This is a genomic window from Pseudomonadota bacterium (assembly GCA_016719885.1).
Taxonomy (GTDB): domain Bacteria; phylum Pseudomonadota; class Gammaproteobacteria.
On sequence record JADJYF010000010.1, the window covers coordinates 200,388 to 223,988 of the forward strand.

Here is a 23,601-nt window from a genome sequence, read left to right on the forward strand (position 1 = left end):
ACCGCTCGCCAACCCACATCGAAAGCTTCGCGCAGGCGGTCGAACAGGGTTCACATCTCGATTTGACCTTGGCGAACGCCACCCAGAAAGGCCAGTTGCAGCTGGACACCAGTGACCGCGCCGGCATCGTGCCGCTCGCGCGTGCCGCCGAGCCCACACCGAACGCGCCGCCCACCAGTTTTCGTTTCTCTTATTTCATGGCCTGGCTGCTGGCCATCCTGCTGCTGTTGCTGATCGGGCGCCTCGCCATCGCGGCGGTGCGCACCGGCGGCGAGCTCGCGCTCTACGACGTGCAGGTGAAAAAGCTGGCGCGGGCGCTGCTCGATGAGCGCACGCGCGCGCTGCGGAATGACCCTGGAATGCGTGCGAATTAATTCGCACCACCGGGGGAGCCGCCGCGGCATTGAGCCTCAAAGCCCGCCCCCGCATCGAACCGTGGTCGTCGACCTTGGGAGGCGACTCGGTGCCGGCCTGACGCACTTCGGGTGACCCGGGCATCACGCACGCAGCCGCATCCAGCACCGCGCGTGAATAGAGCTCACCGTAATAATTCTTGGTGCCGGTGCGCATGACCGGCACCAGGCCAATCTTGTAAGAGGCCTGCAACAGGCCCATGCCGTCCTTCAAGCCGTCACCCATCATGAGATCCATGCGGATGTTGGCGTTCAGCACCTGGTCGTAGGGCCCCCACAGGCGCGGCGCCGAGAACGGCCCGCCGCCCGCCAGCACGTCCAGGATCACCGCGCCGCGACCGGCGTGGTAACCGAGCGCGGCAAAGCCCTCGCCCTCGTAGTAGCTGAAGGTCTGCTCGCCGCAGGCGGTGGGCAGGGTGTAATCGTAGCGATCGATGAAGCTGTCGATGTATTCGCTCGGCATCTGGATGCCGCGTGTGCGAACGCGATGCTTCTCGCCCTTGGCGCGCACTTCGTTGGCGATGCCGAGGATCAATTCCACCGAGCCATGGGGCTTGGAGACGAAACGCTTGCCGGCTTCGATGAGATAGGCGCGATCGGTGGTCACGCGTTCGCCGATGACGTCGATGGTCGGCACCACGCTCACGTCGTTGTCGCGCAGGCTGCCTTCATCGGCGTGTACGCCCTGGCCGAGCAGGCTGGCGGCGAACATCAGGATCGGGGCGAGGCGGCGCCGTTCGTCGCGGCAGCTCAGCTCGCGCTTGCGACGGTCTTCCTTGAGCGCAAAGCCGTGGCGCTGGGCATAGGCGCAGAGCTTGCGGAACATGTCGATGCTCTCCTGTTTCAGGCCGCGGCGGTGCACCAGTGTGCGCACGCCATCGATGAAACAGGGATGGACGGTGGTCAGGTATTCGAGCGGCGTGCCGCGTACCGCGCGGGCAAGGCCCGGGCTCGGGGGCGGCACATCGCCATTCGCGCTCCTTCGCGTCGATGACATGGACGGGGACAGGGAAGCGGGACTGGCTTGCATAGGGTGACTCCGGCCTGGGCGAGGCGCACGGTTTTTAGTGCTTGCGTGCCTTGTGTCGGCTGCTGTCAGGCGGACTTGATGCGCGGGTTCACATTTCGTGACACAGGTCCGCCGATGGCGGGTGGCGCTCAGCGCGCGGTGGCGGAGGCAGGCGTGGCGGCCGGGGCGCGGTTGTGGTCGATGGCGTTGCTCAAGACGTCGGACTCTATATCGCCGTCGCGCATCACGCGCTCGACGTGCTCGGCGGCGATGCCGTGGGAGGCGATACCTTCCTTGATGGTGTCGACCGACAGGTTGCCGCGACCGAGGGCATCCTTGACCGCATTGGCATCGAGTTTGCCGCTGGCCAGGCCACGCGCGAGGTCCGCCTTGGAAATGCTGCCGTCGTCCAGCGCCGCCTGCAGGCGCAGCTCTTCCTCGTCATCGGCGTTGTGCACGTAACGATCGACCAGCAACAAGCGTTGCGGCCCGGACAGGCTGCTCCAGCGTGACAACAGCGCGCGACGCTCGTTGATGCTCAAGCCCGGCAGGTCACGCAGCGCGCGGCGCAGTCGCAAGCTGTGGGCGGACAGTGCGGCTTCGGCCGACGACAGGTTGCGGCGGCGGCGCGACGACTTGTAGGTGCTACGGGTCTTGTCGGCGCTCTTGTCCGCCGGGCGCGCGGCACTGGCCGTGCCCGGCGCCGGCCTGGCCTTCATGCTTTGCACGTCGGCGCGCGCCAGCAGCTTGCGGCGCGCGGCGAGATCGAGCGTGGCCCAGTGCTTGGCGTAGCCCGACAGGATGTATTGCTGTTCGCCGCTGAGGCTCGCCCAGTTCAAGGCCGCGTCGGCGGCCAGCGCGCTGCCCGCGCACAGCGCCACGGCGCACAGCACCAGGCAACGCGATGTACGCACGAATATCCGGGGTAGGCCGCAATGGCGTTCGGACATGCTCATGCCCTGATGTCGACCAGCGTACCGACCGACACCGCGTCGAATAATTCCACGATATCGGCATTGCGCATGCGGATGCAGCCGCGCGAGCCGGGCACGCCGAGTCGGGTACTGTCGGGCGTGCCGTGGATGTAGATGTAACGCGCCTTGGAGTCGCGTTCGCCGCCGGAGTTGTAACCGTGGTCGCGACCGGCCAGCCACAGGATGCGGGTCAGGATCCAGTCACGGCCGGGATGGCGCGCGGCCAGTTCCGCGTCATGGATCTCACCGGTGGCGCGACGCGCGACGAATACCGTGCCGGGTGCGCTGCCGGCGCCGATCTTCTCGGCGATTTCGTGGGCGCCGCGCGGCGTGCGCTCGCTGTCCATCATTTCCCCGGCGCCGTTGCGCGCGGTCGAGACCGTATAGCACTTCAGTTCGCGGCCTTCGTGGAAGCAGCGCAGCGTCTGGCGCGCGATGTCGATTTCCAATCGGTCAACGGCGCGCATCGGGCCTCACCCTGTGGACCGTGCGCAAGCCATCGAAGCTGCCATCGGCATCGATGCCGTAGTCCGCGATGTCGTCGCGTAACACGGCGGCCTGAGTTTCAAACCAGAGAGGCACATAGGGCGCATCGTACAACAGGCGTCGCGCGATGGCGTGGTAGAGCAGGCGCCGGCGCGTCTCGTCCGCGCTGTGCTCGGCGGCTTCGATGAGGGCATCGAGTTCGGGCTCGGCATAGTGTCCGCGGTTGAGGCCGGACGGCGGTCGCGACGCGCCATGGAATGCCTGGCGGTAGATGTCCGGTAGTTTCAGTCCGACCCACGACAGGCCATAGAGCTGGAAGCGGCCGGCGCCGATGTCGGCGTAGAACGTGCCCCAGTCGTAACTGTCGACCGTCAAATCCACGCCGATGTCGCGCAGCTGCGCCTGCAGCAAGGTGGCGAGACGCAGGCGAAACGCATCGGCGGAGGTCTTGTAATGCAGGGCGAGGCGCCGCTCGCCATATCCCGCTTCGCCGAGCAGCCGCCGTGCCAACACCGGGTCGTAGGCCGGCACCGCGACATCGGGCGCGCTCGCCCAGTGCGCGGGCGGCAACAGGCTCGCCGCCGGCTGTGCGAGATCGCGAAACAGGAAGTGCGCGATGGCGGCTCGATCGATGCCGTGACTCAGCGCCTGGCGTACGCGCCGGTCGGCCAGCAGCGGATCGGCGAGGTTGAAGCCGAGATAGGACATGGTGGTGCCGGCGTGCTCGATGACCCTGAGGCCCGCGCGCGTCGCCAGCCAGCGCAGCGTCTCCGGCGGCAGGTTGCCTTGCGCGATGTCGATTTCGCCGGCGATGAGCTTCAGCGCCCGCACCGTCGCGTCCTTCACTTCGCAGACCTCGATGCGCGCGCCATCGGCGCGTCGGTGCAAGCGCAGGCAGCCGTCCAGCTTGCGTGCCCCACGCGTGAAAGGGCCGCTCGCGAGGTGCCAGCCATCGCGCGGCGCGCGCGCCTCTTCGGCCGCCATCACGCCCAGCGTCGCGCTGCCGGGAAATTGCGCATCGGCGGCGCGCAGCTCGAACGCCACGCGGCGCTCGTCCAGTGCTTCCACCGCGGCGATGTTGCGCAGGGCTTCGCGCAGCGGCGAGGCGAGCGCCGCATCGAGCACCGCGCGGTAGGTGGCCACCACGTCGGTCGCGCGCACCGCGCGACCATTGTTGAAGCGCGCGTCGTCGCGCAAGGTGAATTCGTAGCGCGTGGGCGTGACGCCACGCCAGTGCGCGAGGCCGGGCACGGGCCGCGCGGCGCTGTCGAATTCCACCAGTGAAGCGTGCAACAGGCGCGACAGGCGCGCCGACATGGCGTCGGTCGCGTAGCGCGGATCGAGCGTCAGGGGCGCGGTCGGAATGCCGACGCGGATGGCGTCGTCACTGCGCTGTGCGCAGCCTGAAAGCAGCATGCACAGGCATGCCCACGCGAGTCCATGGCGCAGCGCGCCACGCACATCACTCACCCGCGCACGAACAGCGACAGCGATTCGACATGGGCGGTATTGGGAAACATGTCGAGGATGCCGGTCTCGACCAGGGTGAAGCCGTGGCGCGCGACCAGCACCGCGGCGTCCCGCGCAAAGGTGACCGGGCTGCAGGACACGTACACCAGGCGCTGGCAGCGATCGAAGCTGAGCCCTTCGATGAGGGTCAGCGCGCCAGCGCGCGGCGGGTCGAGCAGGATCTTGTCGGCGCTGGCCAGTGACAGCGCGCCGACCGCCTGCGGGTCCTCGAGATTGGCGCAGGCGAACTCGACATTGGCCAGGCCGTTATGCTGCGCATTGGCTTGGGCGCGCGCCACCAGCCCCGCTTCGCCTTCGATGCCGAGCACCGTGCCGGCGCGGCGCGCCATCGGCAGCGTGAAATTGCCGACGCCGCAGAACAGGTCCACCACCCGGTCACTGGCCCCGAGTTCGAGATGCTGCAGGGCGCGCGCCACCATCTGGCGGTTGATATGGGCGTTGACCTGGGTGAAGTCGGTAGGCAGGAAGGCGATGGTTTCGTTTTCGACTTCGTAGGTGAGTGGCGCGGGCGGCTGCCCGGCCAGCGTCGCCACGGTGTCGTAACCGCCCGGCTGCAGCAACAAGGTGAAGCCGCTTTGCGCCGCGTAGTCGCCGAGCGCGGCGTGATCGTCGGCGCTCAACGGCGCGAGGTGACGCAGCACCAGCACCACTTCATGATCGCCGACCGCGACTTCGATCTGCGGCAGCTTGTCGCGTATCGAGAGCCCCGCAATCATGGTGCGCAAGGCGGGGATCGCGGCGCTGACGCGCGCGTCGAGAATGTCGCACTGGTGACACTCAGCGACATAGGGCTTGGCCCGTTCGCGAAAACCGACCAGCACGCCGCCCTTCTTGGTCACGTACTTGACGCCCAGGCGCGCCTTGCGTCGATAGCCCCATTGCGGGCTCGTGATCGGCGCGGCGACACGCTGCGCGCTCAAGCCGCCCTGGTGACGCAGCAATTCGAGCAACACCGCCTGCTTGTGTTCGAGCTGCAGCGCTTCGCTGGCATGCTGAAAGCTGCAGCCGCCGCACACGCCGTAATGCGGACAGCGCGGCACGACGCGCGACGCGCTGGCGCGCGACACCGCGGCGGTCTCCGCCTCGTCGTAGCGGCCATGCTTGCGCAGCACGCGCGCGGTGACCAGTTCACCGGCCAGGGCGCCGTCGACGAACACCGTCTTGCCTTCGTGACGGGCGACGCCGCGTCCTTCGTGGGAGAGGTTGTCGATGTCCAGCGAAAGCAGTTGCGCGGGAGCGCGGCCGGCGTCACGGCGGCGGCGATTACCCGCCACGGTTTGCCTCCCAGGCGGCGAGAAACGCAGCGAAGTGCCCGGCATCGTGACTGGCGAGGAAATGGCGCACGCGGCCGAACTCTTCCTCGAGCGCGCTCGCGCCGAGATGGCCACGCATGAATTCGAACTTGAGATAAATGAGATAGGTGTTCAGGACATCGGTCTCGCAATAGTCGCGGATGGCTTTCAGATTGCCGGCGCGGAACTGATTCCACACTTCGCTGCCGTGCATGCCGAGCTTGCCGGGGAAGCCCAGCATCACCGCCATCTGGTCGAGCGGCACGGTGGCGCGGCCCTGGTAGCCAGCCAGCACATCCATGAGGTCGATATGCCGCCAGTGAAAGCGGCCGAGGTAGTTGTTGTAACGGAAGTTGCGATCGTCGTCGCCGGTATCCCAGTAGCGCGGCGCGGCGACATCGTGCAACAGCGCGCGGTAGTGCAGCACCGGCAGATCGAAACCGCTGCCGTTCCACGACACCAGGGTCGGCGTGTAACGCTCGATGCCTTCGAAGAAGCGCCGGATGAGCTCCGCTTCGTCGGCCTCCTCGCTGCCCAGCGACCACACGTTGAAGCGCTCCTGCTCGCGGAATACCGCCGATATCGCCACGATGCGATGCAGGTGATGACGCAGGAATTCGCTGGCGCCGCCGGTTTCCTGCTGACGCTTGGAATACATGACCGCCGCCACGCCGTCGTCGTCCAGTTCATCGAGATCCCACAGGCGGCGCGCGGTGGCGACGTCCGGCACGGTTTCGATATCGAACACGAAGACATTCATGACGGGGCGCTCGCGGGCGTGACTCAGTCGGGGAACACGCCGGTGGAGAGATAACGGTCACCGCGATCGCAGACGATGCTGACGATGACGGCGTCGCGCACCTCGCGGCTGATGGTCAGCGCCGCGACCATCGCGCCGCCCGACGAAATGCCGCAGAAGATGCCTTCTTCGCGCGCCATGGCGCGGGTCATGTCCTCGGCCTCGGGCTGGGTGACGTCGATGATGCGATCGACGCGGCTGGCGTCGTAGATCTTCGGCAGGTAGGCCGCCGGCCAGCGGCGGATGCCGGGAATGCGCGCGCCGTCGCCCGGCTGGACGCCGACGATCTGGATGTCGGGGTTCTGCGCCTTGAGATACTGCGAGTTGCCCATGATGGTGCCGGTGGTGCCCATGGTCGCGACGAAATGCGTGACCAGGCCGCGGGTATCCGCCCAGATCTCGGGGCCGGTGCTGCCGTAATGGGCGAGGGGGTTGTCGTGGTTGGCGAACTGGTCGAGCACCCGCCCCTCGCCGCGCGCCTCCATGGCGGCGGCGAGATCGCGCGCCGCTTCCATGCCGGCCTTTTCCGGCACCAGCACCAGCTCGGCGCCATAGGCGCGCATCGCGGCGCGGCGCTCGGCGGTCATGTTGTCGGGCATGATGAGGATCATGCGGTAGCCGGCCATCGCCGCCACCATCGCCAGCGCAATGCCGGTGTTGCCGCTGGTGGCCTCGATGAGGGTGTCGCCGGGCTTAATGTCGCCGCGCGCCTCGGCGTGCTTGATCATGCTGAGCGCGGGGCGGTCCTTGACCGAGCCCGCCGGGTTGTTGCCCTCGAGCTTGGCCAGGATCACGTTGCTGGTGTCACCCGGCAGCCGCTGCAGGCGGACCAGCGGCGTATTGCCGACGAAATGCTCGAGGGTGGGCCAGTTCATCGCGACAGTTTACCGAAAAGCGCGCGTGCGGGTGGCACGCGCGCCCGGCCCGGCACGGGATCAGAAATGCAGGCCCAGCGACATCACGTGGAAATTGATGCCGGGGTTGCTGTCACCGATGCCGGCATTGGATTGATGCTGGTAACGATACATGAGCTCGTACTTGCCGCCCTCGCCGAAGCGCGCGCCGAAGCCCAGGTGACTGCCGAAGGCGAAGGGAATGTCGAAATTCTTGTCGTTGATTTCGTTGCGGGTATGCAGGTGCACGCCCACGCCGCCCTCGATGAAGGGCGCGAAGCCGCGCTTGGGATCCATCTCGTAGCGCAGCACCGGCGTCAAGCCGAAATCGAACAGTTCGTCCTGGTTGGTGCGGCCCTTGGAGCTGTTCCAGAAATTGATGCCGAACTCGACGAAGCTGACCATGTGCCACTCGCCGACCTGGAACCATTGCTGCTTCATGTCCCAGCGCAGGTTGGCGCCGTAGCGATCGGCATCGACGCGGTCTTCGGTCATGCCGCCTTCGATGGTGATGGCGTCGGGCTTGAGGTCGAATGCGGCGACGGGCGCGGTCGCGACCAGGGAGGCGAGCGCGGCGCCGGTCAGGGGCGCAAGCAGGGCAGAAGCTTTCATGCCGGATGAAATCCCGATGTTGTTGTTCTGGAAGGCTTGAGGTTAGCGGTTCGGCGCGGCGCGTTCAACTCGGGGGCAGGGCGACTCGCCGCCACCGCCGGTCTTCCTGTAGGGCGGAATTCATTCGCACATCGGCGAGGCGAGGGGAGGCGAGGCGCCACGGTCGGCTGCTGAATGTGCGAATGAACTCGCACCTACACCTTCGGCACCAGCGGCAGGCTCAGCACGAAGGCGTCCTCGCGGCCGTTGCGCGCCGGGTAGTAGGCGCGGCGCGTGCCGACGTGGCGGAAGCCGAGATCGAGGTACAGCTTCAAGGCGCCGGCATTGGACGGCCGCACTTCGAGATAGGCAATGCGCGCGCCGTGTTCGGCGCCGGTGTGCAGGAGGTGGTTCATCATGGCGCGGGCGTGGCCCTGGCGACGCGCCTCGGGCGCCACGCACACGTTGAGGATGTGACTCTCCTCCACCGCCACCGACATGATGCCGTAGCCGACCAGGCCTGCGCCGCTGTCCAGCACCCAGCAGCAGTAGCCGACCCGCAGGCAATCGGAAAAGATGCTCGCCGACCACGGGAAGTCGTAGGCGCGACGTTCGATTTCCTGCACCGCCTCGATGTCCTCGTCCTGCATGGGACGAATGACGGCGCGCTCGGCTTGCGGCTGGGCGCTCACGCGGATGCCGCGGCGCGCTCGCGGTAGATGGCGAGGGCCATGCGCAGGTCGTCCCAGGCTTTGCGTTTTTCGCCCGGCGAGCGCAGCAGGTAGGCAGGGTGGTAGGTCACGACCACGGGTATCGACCGCTGCCCATAATGATGAAGTTGCCCGCGCATGCGACCTATCGGGGTGTCCACCTCGAGCAGATTCTGCGCGGCGATACGACCGACCGCAAGAATGAGGGTCGGCTGGATGAGATCTATTTGACGATCGAGATAATCTCGGCAGGCCAGCACCTCGTCGGCTTTCGGGTCGCGGTTCTGCGGCGGCCGGCACTTCAGGATGTTGGCGATGTAGACCGACTCGCGGGCGAGACCGATGGCGGCCAGCATGGCATTGAGCAACTGCCCGGCGCGGCCGACGAAGGGCTCTCCGCGCTTGTCCTCCTCGGCGCCCGGCGCTTCGCCGATCACCATCCAGCGCGCTTGCCGATCGCCGACCCCGAACACGGTCTGGGTGCGGGTGCGACTCAACTCGCAGCGCGTGCACTCGGCGACGCAGGCAGCGAGGTCCGGCCAGTCGAGGCTGGCCGCCGAGGTCCATTCGGCGGGCGCGGTCGCGATCGGCGCGAGCTCGGACGCTGACGCCGGTCGGCGCGCGGCTTCGATTTCCTGCCCGGCGACGGACGCGAGCGCGTCACGCGGGCGCCACACGTCGACGCCCATGCGGGCCAGCATCGCCTGGCGGCGGGGATCGAGCGCGCTCACGGGCGTGGTCAGCCGCGCTCGCGCGCCTGCGGATGTTCGCGATGCACCGGGAACAGGATGCGGTTCAAGGCATTGATATAGGCCTTGACCGACGCGACGATGATGTCGGTGTCGGCGCCCTGGCCGTTGACGATGCGTCCGGCGTGTTCGAGCCGCACCGTCACCTCGCCCTGCGAGTCGGTGCCGGTGGTGATGGCATTGACCGAGAACAACTGCAGGTTGGCGCCGCTCTTCACGATCGACTCGACCGCCTTGTAGGCGGCATCCACCGGCCCGTCACCGCTCTCCTCCGCCGAACGCTCTTCGCCGTCGATGTTGAGCGTGACCGCCGCGAACGGCACTTCGCCGGTCGCCGATTCGCTGCGCATCGCCACCAGCTTGATGCGCTCGCGGGTCTCGGTCGGCGCGCTGTCGGACACCAGCGCCTGCAGGTCTTCGTCGTAGATCTCGGACTTGCGGTCGGCGAGTTCCTTGAAGCGACCGAAGGCCTCGTTCAAGTCCTGCTCGCGCGGGAACTCGATGCCAAGATCCTTCAGACGCGAACGGAACGCCGCGCGCCCCGACAGCTTGCCGAGCACGATGCGGTTGGTGTTCCAGCCGACATCCTGGGCGCGCATGATCTCGTAGGTCTCGCGATGCTTGAGCACGCCGTCCTGGTGGATGCCCGACTCGTGGGCAAAGGCATTGGCGCCGACGATGGCCTTGTTGGGCTGCACCGGAAAGCCGGTGATGGTCGACACCAGGCGCGAGCAGTTCAGGATCTCGCTGGTCTCGATGCGGGTGTCGCAGTTGAACGCGTCCTGGCGCGTGCGCACCGCCATCACGATTTCTTCCAGGGATGCGTTGCCGGCGCGTTCGCCGAGGCCGTTGATGGTGCATTCCACCTGGCGCACGCCGGCGCCGATGGCGGCCAGGGAATTACCGACCGCGAGCCCGAGATCGTTGTGGCAATGGGCCGAGAACACCGCCTTGTCGGCATTCGGCACGCGCTCGATGACGGTGCGGAAGAACTGGCCGATGGATTCCGGCAGACCGTAGCCGACGGTGTCCGGCAGGTTGATGGTGGTGGCGCCGGCCGCGATCACCGCTTCCACCACCCGGCACAGGAAATCCATCTCCGAGCGGCTGGCGTCCTCGGCCGAGAATTCGACGTTGTCGGTGTGCTGGCGCGCGCGCTTGACGGCGCTGACGGCGGCCTCGATGACCGCTTCGGGCTCCATGCGGAGCTTGTTCTTCATGTGGATGGGCGAGGTTGCGATGAAGGTGTGAATGCGCATCGAGCGCGCGTCCTTCAACGCCTCGGCGGCGCGGTCGATGTCTTCATGGGCGGTGCGGGCGAGGCCGCACACCGTGCAGTCCTTGATGGCGCGCGCCACCGCGCGCACCGCTTCGAAGTCACCCGGGCTCGCTATCGGGAAGCCGGCCTCGATGACATCCACCTTCAGCCGCTCGAGCGCCTTGGCGATGCGCAGCTTGTCGGCCTGGGTCATGGCCGCGCCCGGGCTCTGCTCGCCGTCACGCAAGGTCGTATCGAAAATGATCAGGCGGTCTTTGGCCATGGGAATTCTCCGGTTGCGCGCGCGGCGCCGAGGGCACGATGGGCAGCGATAGGATAGCGGCATTGGGGGATCGACGCGACGCATGGGCGCAGGTATTGATCCCCTGCCAGCCATAGCGAGGGGAGCGGCCGATGAAATACTGGAACGTCGAACAACGGGGCGCGGTGGTCGTCGCCGCCTACAACAATCCGCCCACCAACTACCTGGTGGGCGAAGCGACGGCGGAACTCGCGACCCTGATCGAAAGCTGGCGCGACCCGGCGGTGCGCGCGGTGGTGCTGACCGGCGCGGTGCCGGACCGCTACATCACCCACTACAGCGTCGAAGAACTGGTGGCCTGGGAGAAGCAGCCCGACAAGCTGCGTGCCATGGCCTACGGCCTCATCACCGGCTATCACACCCTGTTGCGTTCGCTGGCCTATCTCGATACCCCCATCGTGGTGGCCATGAGCGGCGACACCATGGGCGCCGGCCTGGAACTGTCATTGAACTGCGACATCCGCGTCGCGCAGCGCGGCGACTACCGCATCGGCTTTCCGGAAGTGGCACTCGGCATCCTCACCGGCACCGGCTCGCAACTGCTGGCGCGCATCATCGGTCACGGCCGCGCCATGGATTTCCTCATGCGCAGCCGCACCGTCACACCGCAGGGCGCGCTGGAACTCGGCATCGTCACCGAACTCGCCGACGACGCCCGCGCCCGCGCCATCGAAATCGCCGAAGGCCTCGCCGCGCAGTCACGGATGTCGGTGGTGGGCGCCAAGCGCGCCATCAATCGCGGCGCCAACCTGCCGATCGAGGAAGGCTTGCGCATCGAAGCCGAAGAATGGCTGAAGACCATCGTCACGCCGGAAGCGATGGCGCGCATGAAAGACTATGTCAGCCAGCCCTTCGAAGCGCGGCGCGAATGGATACGCACGCACGGCGTGCCGCCGGCGGCGGGCGGCGCCATCGACGGTGACGGATGGAGGTTGGAGGAGCAAATCCGCTTGCGACGAAGTCTGCACAACCGAGCCATTCTTCTGTGGGTCAGACTTCAGTCTGACACCCGATCCGGTGCATCCCCGTTTCAATCGGGCCTCAATATGCGAATGAATTCGCACCTACGGACGCAACGGCCGAAAGAACTCGGTGATCTCGTGGGCCAAGGCCTGCGGTTGTTCCATGGCCGCGAAGTGCCCGCCTTTCGGCATCACGCTCCAGCGCTGGATATTGGTGTACATGCGCTCGGCGACGCTGCGCGGCGGCGACAGGATTTCGCGCGGGAAGGCCGCGTAGCCGGTCGGCACGCCGACCCCGCCGTCAGGGATCGGCCACGGCCCGTGCATGCGCGCGTAATAGGGCCAGAAGCTCGAACCGATGGCGCCGGTGAACCAGTAGAGCGCGATGTTGGCGAGCAGGTGGTCGCGGCTGAACGCGCTTTCGACGTCGCCGTTGCAGTCGCTCCAGGCGCGAAATTTCTCGACGATCCAGGCCGCGAGGCCGGCCGGTGAATCGGACAGGCCGAACGCGAGCGTCTGCGGCCGCGTGCCCTGGATCCACTGGTAGCCGGTTTCTTCCTTCAGCCAGTGCTCGAGCTTGGCGATGAAGTCGCGCTCTTCCGCGCTCGGTTCGGTGAGCATCCTGGCATCGCGGCGCACGGCGAGCAGGTTGACGTGAATGCCGAGCAGCTTGTCGGCATGCACGGCGCCGAGCCGCGAGGTGATGAAGGCGCCCCAGTCACCGCCCTGGGCAGCGAAGTGTCGATAGCCCAGCACGTCGTGCATGAGAGACGCGAAACAGTCGGCGATCATCTCAATGCCGAAGCGCTTCTGGCCGGGCGTGAACGACAAGCCATAGCCCGGCAGCGAGGGCGCCACCACCGTGAAGGCATCGGCCGGGTCGCCGCCGAAGCGCGCCGGATCGGTCAGGCGCGGAATGATGTCCATGAATTCGAACACCGAACCCGGCCAGCCGTGCGACAGGAGCAGCGGACAGGGTTTGGGGCCCTTGCCTTCAACATGGAGAAAATGGAGATCAATGCCGTCGAGACCAACTTTGAACTGTGGGAAGGCTTTGAGTCGCGCTTCTTGGGCTCGCCAGTCGAAATGATGCTGCCAGTAGTCGACCAGCTCGCGCAGGTACGCGACGTCGGTGCCATGGGCCCACGGCTCACCGGGGGTCTCGTCGGGATAGCGCGTCAGCGCGAGACGTGTTTTGAGATCGGCAATCGCCTCATCGTCGACGTGCAGGGTAAAGGGGCGCGGGCTCATCGGTCGGATCTCGTAACCAGGAGCCGCCTAGTGTCATCGACGCGCGTCCCCGCCGTCCACGCAGCCCGTGCTCAGAGCTCGCCGCGCGCGAGAAAACTGGTTACCACGCGATTGAACTCCGCCGGCGCCTCGTACTGCGGCCAATGCGCCGATTCGGCTTGCATCACGTACAGCTTGGCGCCCGGCACCTGGGCCGCGCTGCGGCGCGCGGTCTCGACGTCGTGCACCGGGTTGTCGGTGGTCCACAGGAACAGCGTCTCGGCGCGAATGCGGTCGAGGGGAATGAGATAGTCGTCATGCATGGGGATCATGGCCAGCACGCGCGGCGCGATGTCCTTCATCATCGGCTGCGAGTAGAAACGCAGACGCGTGTTCACCAGCTCGTCGCTGATCATGTGATGGTTGTGCGGATGAAACAGCCACTTCATGCGATTGAGAATGCTGTCGTAGGTGGGCGGCCCCTGGGTGGCGGCCTTGCGGCTGAGATCGATCAGGTCCTCGAGGTCCTGGCGGCCCTTGTCAGTCAGGATCGGCAGACCGGCGGAGGTGTTGAGTATCAGGCGCGCGACGCGGGCCGGATGTTCGGTGGCGAACAGGCCCGCCACCCAGCCGCCCAGGGATTCACCGCACAGGTGGCTGCGTTCGAGCGCCAGCGCGTCCATCAGCTCGGCAAGGTGCCGCACCAGCAGCAAAGGCGAATAGTCGACAGCCGGCTTGGCCGACAGGCCATGGCCGATGAAATCGTAGGCGATGGTGTGAAAGCTCTCGGACAGCGCCACGACGTTGCGCGCGTAGGCTTCCAGGTGCCCGCCGATGCCGTGCATGAAAATGACGGTGTCGGCGTGTTGCATGCCCGCTTCGACGATGCGCGTGGCGCCGAAGCTGCGGGTGTGCACGGTGCGCACGCTGGCGCCGAGCATGTCCAACCATAAACTCATGATGGATTCTCCGTGGAAGGATGGGCGCGCGGTCGGCGCGGCGCATCGATGTGTTGCGGCGCCTGGATACCGCGCGCATGGGCGCTGGCCAGCTTGCGCCATTCGACAATGTTGCCGTCCGGCTCGAACAGCTGCTCCTTCAGCCAACCGCTGTCATCGGCATAGAAGGGCTGGGTCGCTTCGCGCGCCCACACGTCGTCGTCGTTGAACCCGTCCAGCGCCTTGGGCAGCCAGCGGCGCTGGAATTCGGCATCAAATTCCGCGGCCTCGGCCTCGTTGGCGCAGCGCTTGCCGAGCGTCTGCAGGTAGAGGTGCTGGTCGCCGTCGATCGGCACGTACCATTCGAACTGCGTGAGTTCCGGCACCGGCCACGGCCGCACGCGAAGCGCGCAGGGTAGCCACATGGAGATGTCCTGCGGCACGCGGTTGCCGCCGTGCATGGCGCCGTGCAGGACCTCCTCGCCTTCGATGGTGGCGGTGAATACCGGCATCACTTCGCCGGGACCGAAGTTGTCGAACACGCCTTTCGGGCCGTCGTCGCTGACGCTGGTCTTGAAGGCATGTCGGCCCTGCGGCTGCAGGCCGAGCGGCAGCGCGAGATCGGCATCTTCGATCAGCACCGAGTGCTTGTGGATGAAGATATGCGTGGAGTCGAAGCCGTTCTCCGCGCCTATGCGCCAGTTGGCGGCCACCGTGCGCGCCTTGCCGCGCACCACCAGCTCGTCATCGAGAAAACCGGGCGGCACGTCGTGGGCGAGCGGCGGCGGCGTGAAGTCGGCGTCGCCGACGAACACGAACACCAGGCCCTTGGCCTCGACGACCGGGTAGACGTGCAGTTTCTTGCGCCCGACCACCGCGCTGTCCTTGGTGCCGGCGATCGCGCACAGCACGCCGTCGTCGAAGCGATAGGTGAAGCCGTGATACCAGCAGGTGACGGTGTTCTTGGTGTAGCACTCGAGCTGGGTGGACAGCGGCACGCCGCGATGCAGGCAGCGATCGCGGATGGCATGCACCGCGCCGTCGATGCGCTTGACGAGGATGTTCTCGCCCAGCAGGGTCAGGGCGCGCGCCTCGCCCTCGGCGAGTTCGGCGCCGAACAGCGCCGGGTACCAGTGATTGCGAAAACCGTACTTGGCGGCCACGTAGGCGCGGCCCACGCGCACGCGCTCGAGGATGGATTCGTCGACGAAGCCAGCGCTGCTCACCGCTCCCCCTTGCCGGGCGTTTGCGCCGGCGATCGAATGTTTTAGACTGACCGAAATGTCTGACATTAATGTCCTGATGTCAACGCAAGCACGCTACGCCCACGGGGAGCATGAAATGCAGCAATTGCGCACGCCGCTCGCGCCCGGCAAGGCCGCCGATCTGGCCGCCGACGAGATCCGGCGCCAGATCCAGGAAGGATTCCTGGCGCCCGGTCAGCGCCTGATCGAAGCCGAGCTGATGGCGCGCTTGCCGGTCGGGCGCAGCACCCTGCGCGAAGCGTTTCTCAAGCTCGCGGGCGAAGGCCTGGTGGAGTTGCAGCATCAGCGCGGCGCCTGTGTACGACGCATGACGCGCAGCGATCTGGCCGAGCTGTTCCAACTGCGCGAATGCCTGGAAGGGTTTGCCGCTGGTCTCGCCGCCAGCCAGGTCACCGTCGCCAGCCATCGCGCCTGGCTGGCGGAAGCGCGCCGCGTGTGGCTCGGCGACGAGGTGTTGAACAACGAATTGAGTCACATGGAAAACAACGTGCCCCTGCACGACGGCATCGTCGCCATGGCCGGCAATCGACGCCTCATGGCGTCGCTGAAAGTGCTCGAACTGCCGGCCTACCGCCTGCAGTTCCTGCGCCTGCTCGATCGCGAGCAGCGTACGATTTCCGCCCGCGAGCACCTCGACATCATCGACGCCATCCTGGCCGGCAAGGCGGCGCGCGCCGACAAGCTCATGCGTGCCCATGTGCGTCGCGCCGGGCAGTTGGCGCAGGGCATCCCGGGACTGGCCTGAAATGAGCGCGGCGGACACCGAGGTCAGCGTGCGGGTTTTCGGTGGCGTCCACGCGTTTCGCATGCAACGCGATGGCCGCACCGTGCTCGACGCCGCGCGCGCGGCCGGCGTCGATTTGCCCTACAGCTGCGAGGCCGGCTGCTGTTCGACCTGTCGCGCCCGGCTGGTGTCCGGCCGCCTGCACATGCGCAACAACCTCATCCTCGACGACGACGAGTGCGCGGCTGGCTACGTGCTGGCCTGCCAGGCGGTGCCCGACAGTGAGACCGTCTGCCTCGATTTCGACACCTGAGGCCGCCGCGCATGCGGCGTCACCCAAACCCGAATGACGGCCTGTGCTTGGTCGCACGCGGCCATGCTAAGGTCCGACCGTAGCCGCGGTCTCCCCGTTCTTCCTGTTCGGGCCGCGCGCGAGCGCCTCACCGATGTGAGCGCACCGAGGCCAGAGAAATTTTGACGGGAGACAACAGCATGAATGTCGTCGTGCAAGAAACGGTGGCGGCCGACGCCGACCGCGTGTTCGAGGTGATTGGCAATTTCGCCGGCTTGGAAAGGAACGAGATGATTGCCGACTTCACCGTCACCGGCAGCGGCGTCGGCGCCGTGCGTCGCATCATCCTCGCCAACGGCGGTGTCATCGAAGAGCGCCTGGAGGCACATGACGCCGCCAGGCGCACCTTCACCTACGCCATCATCAATCAACAGACCGCGTTGCCGGTCGCGAATTACTCGGCAACGGTCACGGTAAAACCGCTGGATGCCCACTCGGCCGCCATCCACTGGGCAGGCAGCTTTGATCCGGCAGGCGTTTCCGAAGCGCAGGCCGAGACCCTCATCGGCGGCATCTACAAGGGCGGCATCGCGAGGACGAGAAGACGCCTGGGACTTGTAGGTGCGAATTCATTCGCACATTCATGGCGCGAGCGACAGCGTCGGGACGCCATCACCGTGCGAATGAATTCGCACCTACAGGGACGGAGTCAAAGCGTCGGCGGCTCTACGGGGGGTGATGCACTCTTGCCTTCGCGCCGCTCGGCACGCCGCCGGCGTCGCAGCTTCAAGGTCTCGACCACGCCCGAGGCCGCGTAGCCGCCGAAGATGATCAACAGCACGCTGGCCGGTTCGATGGAGATCAGGACGAAGCCCATCACCACCGCCAGCACCGCCACGAACGGCACGCGGCCGTGCAGGTCGAGCTCCTTGAAGCTGTAGTAGCGCATGTTGCTGACCATCAGCAGCGCCGCCGCGATGGTGATGAACAGGGCGGCGGTGGTCATGAGACCGGCATCGCGCGCCCCGATGTAATCGCCGAACCACACCAGCGAACCCACCAGCGCCGCCGCCGACGGACTCGGCAGGCCCTGGAAATAGCGCTTGTCGGCGACGCCGACCTGGGTGTTGAAACGCGCGAGGCGCAAGGCCGCGCCGGCCGCGTACATGAACGACACCACGAAACCGAGCTTGCCGAGCGAGTGCAAGGTCCACTCATACATGACCAGCGCCGGCGCCACGCCGAAAGACACCATGTCGGACAGGCTGTCGTATTGCGCGCCGAAGTCGCTCTGGGTGTTGGTCATGCGCGCGATGCGGCCGTCCATGCCATCGAACACCATGGCCACCAGGATGGCGATGGCGGCGGCTTCGAAGCGGTCGTTGATGGCGGCCACCACGCCATAGAAGCCGGCGAACAGCGCGCTGGTGGTGAACAGGTTGGGCAGCAGGTAGATGCCGGCGCGACGCTTGTTCGGCGGCAAGGGGGATGGCGCTTCCGGCGGGTCGTCCGGTGGTGGCGAAGACTCGACTTGCATGGGCTGAACCTCGTTGATCGATCAGCGGCGCGGCGCTGCGGCGATTACGCCATCATTATGATCGATCACGCGTCCACTGTGCGCATTCCTGTAGGTGCGAATTCATTCGCACATCAAAGCCGTCGCGAGGCGCTGAGCCGAGGCCTCAATGTGCGAATGAATTCGCACCTACAAGGAACTGAACCCGTCTTAGTTGCGGCTCTTGTCGACCAGCTTGTTCTTGCCGATCCACGGCATCATGCCGCGCAGACGCGCACCGACTTCCTCGATCTGATGGGCGGCGGCGTTGCGACGCTTGGCCTTCAGCACCGCGGTGCCGGTACGGTTTTCGCCGATCCATTCACGCGCGAATTCGCCGTTCTGGATCTCCGACAGGATTTTCTTCATCTCGGCGCGGGTCTCGTCGGTGACGATGCGCGGGCCGCGGGTGAAGTCGCCGTATTCGGCGGTGTTGGAGATCGAGTAGCGCATGTTGGCGATGCCGCCCTCGTAGATGAGGTCGACGATGAGCTTCACTTCGTGCAGGCACTCGAAGTAGGCCATTTCCGGCGCATAGCCCGCTTCGACCAGGGTGTCGAAGCCAGCTTCGATGAGGGCGGTGATACCGCCGCACAGCACCGACTGTTCGCCAAACAGATCGGTTTCGGTCTCTTCACGGAAATTGGTCTCGATGACGCCGGCGCGTGCGCCGCCATTGGCGCAGGCATAGGACAAGGCGATGTTCTTGGCCTGGCCCGAGGCGTCCTGGTAAATGGCAATCAGGCTCGGCACGCCGCCGCCCTGCTGGTAGGTGGAACGCACCAGGTGACCGGGGCCCTTGGGCGCGATCATGATGACGTCGAGATCGGCGCGCGGCACGATCTGGCCGAAATGGATGTTGAAGCCATGGGCAAAGGCCAGCGCCGCGCCCTGCTTGATGTTGGGCTCGATTTCGCTGGCGTAGAGATCGGCCTGGTGTTCATCGGGGGCGAGGATCATGACCACGTCGGCCGACTTCACCGCGTCGGCCACCGACGCCACTTCGAGACCGGCGCCGGCCGCCTTCTGCGCGCTGGACGAACCGGGGCGCAGGCCGACTACGACCTTAACGCCGGAATCCTTGAGATTGTTGGCATGCGCATGGCCCTGCGAGCCGTAGCCGATGATGGCCACCTTGCGTGCCTGGATGAGCGAGAGATCGGCGTCTTTGTCGTAGTAGATGTTCATTGCCATGGTTGCATTCCTGTTTGAGAGTGAAGATCGAGTGCGAATCTGCCAGCCGGTCAGGCTTTCAATGCCTTGCTGCCCTTCAATAATCCCAGCACGCCCGAGCGCGCCATTTCCATCACGTGCCGCACACCCAAGGCCTCGACGAAATCATCGAGGCGCTGCGAAGAGCCGGTCAATTCCAAAGTGAAGCTGATGTCGGTGATGTCCACCACCCGCGCCTCGAAGATGTCGGCCAGGCGTTTGACCTCGGCACGATGGTCGGGGCTCGCGGCGCGTACCTTGACCAGCATCAGCTCACGCGAAATATGCGGGCCTTCGTTGAGATCGACGAGCTTGATCACGTCGACCAGCTTGTTCAGCTGCTTGGTGATCTGCTCGATGATCTGCGGCGAGCCGCTGGTGACGACCGTCAGGCGCGACACCGTCGGGTCTTCGGTCGGCGCCACCGCCAGCGATTCGATGTTGTAGGCGCGCGCCGAGAACAGGCCCGACACGCGCGACAGCGCGCCGGCGGCGTTTTCGAGCAGGATGGAAATCGTGTGTCTCTCGTTCATGGTGTACGTCCTTACGCCAGCTCACGCTCGGCGGACGCTTCGCCCTGGGTCGGCGCGAGATGCATCTCGTGCTGGCCCTTGCCGGCCGCGATCATGGGGTAGACGTTCTCGGTCTGGTCGGTGATGAAATCCATCAGCACCAGGCGGTCCTTCATGGCGAAGGCTTCCTTGAACGCGCCCTCCACGTCGGAAGGCTTCTCGATACGCATGCCGACATGGCCGAAGGCCTCGGCGAGCTTGACGAAGTCCGGCAGCGATTCCATGTAGGAATGGGAATAACGGCGGTCGTAGAAGAACTCCTGCCACTGGCGCACCATGCCCATGTAGCGGTTGTTCAGGCTCACTATCTTGATCGGCAGGCCGTACTGCAGGCAGGTCGAAAGCTCCTGCACGCACATCACGAAGCTCGCTTCACCGGTCACGCAGGCGACGGTGGCGTCGGGAAACGCGAGTTGCACGCCCATCGCCGCCGGCATGCCGAAACCCATGGTGCCGAGGCCACCGGAGTTGATCCAGCGGCGCGGCTTGTCGAAGGGGTAGAACTGCGCAGCCCACATCTGGTGCTGGCCGACATCGGAGGTGATGTAGGCGTCGCCATTGGTGGCCTTGTAGAGCTGCTGGATCACGCCCTGCGGCTTGATCTTGTCGCTGTTCTTGTCGAAGCGCAGGCAGTCGAGCGCGCGCCATTCGTTGATCTGTTTCCACCATGCATCGTTGTCGCGCTGCACGGCCTTCACGCCGCTCGCCTGCAACACTTCGATGAGATCGCGCAGCACGTGGCCGACGCTGCCGACTATCGGCACGTCGACCGGCACGTTCTTGGCGATCGAGGCCGGGTCGATGTCGATATGGATGATCTTCGCTTCCGGGCAGAACTTGGCCAGGTCGCCCGTCACGCGATCGTCGAAGCGCGCGCCGATGGCGCACAGCACGTCGCAATGATGCATGGCCATGTTGGCTTCGTAGGTGCCGTGCATGCCGAGCATGCCGATGAACTGCGGGTCGGTGCCGGGATAGGCGCCGAGGCCCATCAGGGTGTTGGTGACCGGGAAGCCGAGCAGGCGCGCGAACTGCGTGAGCTCGGCCGCGGCGTTGTCCAGCACCACGCCGCCGCCGGTATAGATCATGGGCTTCTTGGCGGTCGCCAACAGCTGCGCGGCGCGCTTGATCTGGCCCGGGTGGCCCTTGAGGTTGGGCTTGTAGGAACGCATCTCGACCGACGCCGGGTATTCGTACTCGGCGACGTTGGCGGTGACGTCCTTGGGGATGTCGACCACCACCGGGCCGGGCCGGCCGGTGGTCGCGACGAAGAACGCCTTCTTGATGGTGGCGGCGAGGTCTTCGACCCGCTCCACCAGGAAATTGTGCTTCACGCAGGGGCGCGTGATGCCGATGCAGTCGACTTCCTGGAAGGCGTCGTTGCCGATCAGCGCGGTCGAGACCTGGCCAGTGAACACCACCATCGGGATCGAATCCATGTAGGCGGTGGCGATGCCGGTCACGCAGTTGGTCGCGCCGGGGCCGGAGGTGACCAGCACCACGCCGGGCTTGCCGGTGGAACGCGCATAGCCGTCGGCGGCATGGGTCGCGCCCTGCTCGTGACGCACCAGGATGTGCTTGAACTTGTCCTGTTTGAAGATTTCGTCGTAGATGTGCAGCACCGAACCGCCCGGGTAGCCGAACAGGAACTCCACGCCTTCGTCGGCCAGGGCACGCACGAAGATCTCCGCACCACGCAGTCGCTCTGTCATAGTCATCACCGCCTTTGAACTGTTCGAGCCCTGTCGCGCCCGGGATTAGTCGTAAACGTGGCTGTTATCCACGCTTCGCTCCCCTCTCAGTGCCGCGTGCGCGTGGTTGCGCCCGGGCTCTTCGTTGACAGGTGCCGCCGTGGATGGCGAACCGACGATGGAGAGCGAGGGCGGAACGCTACGCATGATCGCCGGAGCGGTCAAGGAGAAATCGCGGCGAACTTGAGCCCGCCCGCCCCCGGGGCGCGGTTGCAGGCCCCGGGCTAAGACTTGAGAATGCCGCCCCTGTACTCGTTTCCCTTCCATGAGCCACGCGGAAAGCACCCCATGCGCATAACCAATCTCCTCATCCCGACCCTGCGTGACGCCCCGGGCGACGCCGAGATCGTGAGCCACAAGCTCATGGTGCGCGCCGGCATGATTCGCCAGCTGGCGTCCGGCATCTACACCTGGCTGCCGCTGGGCCTGCGCGTGCTGCGCAAGGTCGAACGCATCGTGCGCGAGGAGATGGACGCCGCCGGCGCCCAGGAAGTCTTGATGTCGGGCGTGCTGCCGGCCGAGCTGTGGCAGGAATCGGGCCGCTGGGACCACTACGGCCCCGAGCTGCTGCGCATCAAGGACCGTCACGACCGCGCCTTCTGCCTGGGGCCGACCCACGAGGAGGCCATCACCGACCTCATCCGCAACGAAGTGCACAGCTACAAGCAGCTGCCGGCCAACTTCTACCAGATCCAGACCAAGTTCCGCGACGAGGTGCGGCCGCGCTTCGGCATCATGCGCGCGCGCGAATTCCTGATGAAGGACGCCTATTCCTTCCATCTCGATCACGCCTCGCTGGAAGAAACCTACCAGGACATGTACCGCGCCTACAGCCGCGTGTTCGAGCGCGCCGGCCTGACTTTCCGCGCGGTGCTGGCCGACACCGGCAACATCGGCGGCTCGAAGTCGCACGAGTTCCACGTGCTGGCCGACTCGGGCGAAGACTTGATCGCCTTCAGCACCAACGGCGACTACGCCGCCAACGTCGAGATGGTGCCGGCGCCGGCGCCCGCCGCGCCGCGCCCGGCGCCGGGCCAGGCCATGGACAAGGTCGCCACACCCAAGGCCCATACCATCGCCGAGGTCTCCGAGTTCCTCAAAGTCGAGCCGGCCCGGGTGGTGAAGACCCTGATGGTGGCGGGCGAGGACGGCACGCTGGTGGCGCTGGTGCTGCGCGGCGATCACGAGCTGAACGCGGTCAAGGCACAGAAGATTGCCGGCGTCGCTTCGCCACTGCGCATGGCGCGGGCGGATGAAATCGAAGCGGTGGTGAAATGCGGGCCGGGCTCGCTCGGGCCCTGTGGCCTTTCGATCAAGGTGGTGGCGGACAGCGCCGCCGCCGCGCTCGCCGATTTCGTGTGCGGCGCCAACCAGGCGGGCTATCACCTGACCGGCGTCAACTGGGGCCGCGACGCGGCCGAGCCGGAAGTGGCGGATCTGCGCAACGCCCAGCCCGGCGACCCGAGCCCCGACGGCAGCGGCCCGCTCGACATCAAGCGCGGCATCGAGGTCGGCCACATCTTCCAGCTCGGCACCAAGTATTCCGAAGCCATGAAGGCACGCGTGCTGGACGACACCGGCGCCAACGTCACCATGGTCATGGGCTGCTACGGCATCGGCGTGTCACGCATCGTGGCCGCCGCCATCGAACAGAACCATGACGACAAGGGCATCGTGTGGCCGGTAGGCATCGCGCCGTTCGAATGCGCGATCGCGCCCATCGGCATGCACAAGTCGGACAAGGTGCGCATCATCGCCGAGCAGCTTTACAGCGACCTCAAGGATGCCGGCATCGACGTGCTGTTCCACGACGGCAACGAGCGCCCGGGCGTGATGTTCGCCGACCTCGAACTGATCGGCATTCCGCATCGCATCGTGGTCAGCGATCGCGGCATCGACGCCGGCACCCTGGAATACAAGGCGCGCACCGCCGAGAACGCCGAGGCGCTGCCGCTAGGCAAGACCGTCGAGATATTGAAGGCGAAGATCGAGGCGGAGCGCTGAGCGCCAGCGTTCGGGATGATTCTGCAGGTGCGAATTCATTCGCACACTGTCGACAAATGCGCTGCGCGCG

22 protein-coding genes are annotated in these 23,601 nt (G+C 66.1%); 4 read left to right on the top strand and 18 right to left on the bottom strand.

Annotation, left to right across the window (positions count from 1 at the left end):
* Positions 1-195: 195 nt before the first annotated feature.
* From IPM80_11870 to IPM80_11935, 14 genes are all read right to left on the bottom strand, one after another.
* On the bottom strand, positions 196-1,377 hold the full coding sequence (locus IPM80_11870; GenBank protein ID MBK8959105.1) for a hypothetical protein: 1,182 nt from the start codon (positions 1,375-1,377) through the stop codon (positions 196-198).
* A 194-nt stretch (positions 1,378-1,571) separates the two neighbouring features.
* Positions 1,572-2,336, bottom strand: a complete 765-nt coding sequence (locus IPM80_11875) for a hypothetical protein (protein MBK8959106.1) — start codon at positions 2,334-2,336, stop codon at positions 1,572-1,574.
* 38 nt (positions 2,337-2,374) lie between these two features.
* Entirely contained in the window at positions 2,375-2,863 is a 489-nt protein-coding gene (locus tag IPM80_11880; protein ID MBK8959107.1) for a L,D-transpeptidase, read from the bottom strand.
* Complete coding sequence (locus IPM80_11885; GenBank protein ID MBK8959108.1) at positions 2,850-4,298, bottom strand: ABC transporter substrate-binding protein; 1,449 nt, start codon at positions 4,296-4,298, stop codon at positions 2,850-2,852. Before IPM80_11885 ends, IPM80_11880 begins: the two co-directional genes overlap by 14 nt.
* 50 nt (positions 4,299-4,348) lie before the next feature.
* Positions 4,349-5,731, bottom strand: a complete 1,383-nt coding sequence (rlmD, locus tag IPM80_11890) for a 23S rRNA (uracil(1939)-C(5))-methyltransferase RlmD (GenBank protein ID MBK8959109.1) — start codon at positions 5,729-5,731, stop codon at positions 4,349-4,351.
* Positions 5,676-6,464 (bottom strand): 3'-5' exonuclease, encoded by a 789-nt coding sequence (locus IPM80_11895; protein MBK8959110.1) that lies wholly within the window; start codon positions 6,462-6,464, stop codon positions 5,676-5,678. Before IPM80_11895 ends, rlmD begins: the two co-directional genes overlap by 56 nt.
* A gap of 23 nt (positions 6,465-6,487) precedes the next feature.
* Positions 6,488-7,378 carry a cysteine synthase CysM gene (gene cysM / locus IPM80_11900; protein MBK8959111.1) on the bottom strand — a complete coding sequence of 297 codons (891 nt, stop codon included), beginning with the start codon at positions 7,376-7,378 and terminating at the stop codon, positions 6,488-6,490.
* Positions 7,379-7,438: 60 nt separating this feature from the next.
* Positions 7,439-8,008 (bottom strand): acyloxyacyl hydrolase, encoded by a 570-nt coding sequence (locus IPM80_11905; protein MBK8959112.1) that lies wholly within the window; start codon positions 8,006-8,008, stop codon positions 7,439-7,441.
* A 194-nt stretch (positions 8,009-8,202) separates the two neighbouring features.
* On the bottom strand, positions 8,203-8,637 hold the full coding sequence (gene rimI, locus IPM80_11910; GenBank protein ID MBK8959113.1) for a ribosomal protein S18-alanine N-acetyltransferase: 435 nt from the start codon (positions 8,635-8,637) through the stop codon (positions 8,203-8,205).
* Positions 8,638-8,675: 38 nt separating this feature from the next.
* Positions 8,676-9,398 carry a uracil-DNA glycosylase gene (locus IPM80_11915; GenBank protein ID MBK8959114.1) on the bottom strand — a complete coding sequence of 241 codons (723 nt, stop codon included), beginning with the start codon at positions 9,396-9,398 and terminating at the stop codon, positions 8,676-8,678.
* Positions 9,399-9,436: 38 nt separating this feature from the next.
* The gene (locus IPM80_11920) at positions 9,437-10,987 is read right to left on the bottom strand and encodes a 2-isopropylmalate synthase (GenBank protein MBK8959115.1); all 1,551 of its coding nucleotides are present in this window, start codon (positions 10,985-10,987) and stop codon (positions 9,437-9,439) included.
* A 1,103-nt stretch (positions 10,988-12,090) separates the two neighbouring features.
* Positions 12,091-13,239, bottom strand: coding sequence for an epoxide hydrolase (locus IPM80_11925; protein ID MBK8959116.1), 1,149 nt, complete (start codon positions 13,237-13,239; stop codon positions 12,091-12,093).
* Between the two features lie 71 nt (positions 13,240-13,310).
* Entirely contained in the window at positions 13,311-14,177 is an 867-nt protein-coding gene (locus tag IPM80_11930) for an alpha/beta hydrolase (protein ID MBK8959117.1), read from the bottom strand.
* On the bottom strand, positions 14,174-15,448 hold the full coding sequence (locus IPM80_11935; GenBank protein MBK8959118.1) for a Rieske 2Fe-2S domain-containing protein: 1,275 nt from the start codon (positions 15,446-15,448) through the stop codon (positions 14,174-14,176). Before IPM80_11935 ends, IPM80_11930 begins: the two co-directional genes overlap by 4 nt.
* 49 nt (positions 15,449-15,497) lie before the next feature.
* On the opposite strand from IPM80_11935, the gene IPM80_11940 reads away from it, so the two are divergent.
* The 3 genes from IPM80_11940 (at position 15,498) to IPM80_11950 (ending at position 17,255) form a co-directional block, all read left to right on the top strand.
* Positions 15,498-16,166: a GntR family transcriptional regulator gene (locus IPM80_11940; protein ID MBK8959119.1), complete on the top strand. Its 669-nt coding sequence runs from the start codon at positions 15,498-15,500 to the stop codon at positions 16,164-16,166.
* Between the two features lie 61 nt (positions 16,167-16,227).
* Positions 16,228-16,458 carry a 2Fe-2S iron-sulfur cluster binding domain-containing protein gene (locus IPM80_11945; protein MBK8959120.1) on the top strand — a complete coding sequence of 77 codons (231 nt, stop codon included), beginning with the start codon at positions 16,228-16,230 and terminating at the stop codon, positions 16,456-16,458.
* Between the two features lie 179 nt (positions 16,459-16,637).
* Entirely contained in the window at positions 16,638-17,255 is a 618-nt protein-coding gene (locus IPM80_11950; protein MBK8959121.1) for an SRPBCC family protein, read from the top strand.
* Here the strand turns inward: IPM80_11950 and pssA are convergent.
* From pssA to ilvB, 4 genes are all read right to left on the bottom strand, one after another.
* The gene (pssA, locus tag IPM80_11955; GenBank protein MBK8959122.1) at positions 17,147-17,974 is read right to left on the bottom strand and encodes a CDP-diacylglycerol--serine O-phosphatidyltransferase; all 828 of its coding nucleotides are present in this window, start codon (positions 17,972-17,974) and stop codon (positions 17,147-17,149) included. The genes IPM80_11950 and pssA overlap by 109 nt on opposite strands.
* A gap of 189 nt (positions 17,975-18,163) precedes the next feature.
* The gene (gene ilvC, locus IPM80_11960; protein MBK8959123.1) at positions 18,164-19,180 is read right to left on the bottom strand and encodes a ketol-acid reductoisomerase; all 1,017 of its coding nucleotides are present in this window, start codon (positions 19,178-19,180) and stop codon (positions 18,164-18,166) included.
* A 56-nt stretch (positions 19,181-19,236) separates the two neighbouring features.
* Positions 19,237-19,737, bottom strand: a complete 501-nt coding sequence (gene ilvN, locus IPM80_11965) for an acetolactate synthase small subunit (protein ID MBK8959124.1) — start codon at positions 19,735-19,737, stop codon at positions 19,237-19,239.
* 11 nt (positions 19,738-19,748) lie between these two features.
* Positions 19,749-21,494 carry a biosynthetic-type acetolactate synthase large subunit gene (gene ilvB, locus IPM80_11970; GenBank protein ID MBK8959125.1) on the bottom strand — a complete coding sequence of 582 codons (1,746 nt, stop codon included), beginning with the start codon at positions 21,492-21,494 and terminating at the stop codon, positions 19,749-19,751.
* Between the two features lie 321 nt (positions 21,495-21,815).
* Here ilvB and IPM80_11975 point away from each other — a divergent pair, with 321 nt between their 5' ends.
* Positions 21,816-23,531, top strand: coding sequence for a proline--tRNA ligase (locus IPM80_11975; GenBank protein MBK8959126.1), 1,716 nt, complete (start codon positions 21,816-21,818; stop codon positions 23,529-23,531).
* The last annotated feature ends 70 nt before the right edge of the window (positions 23,532-23,601 follow it).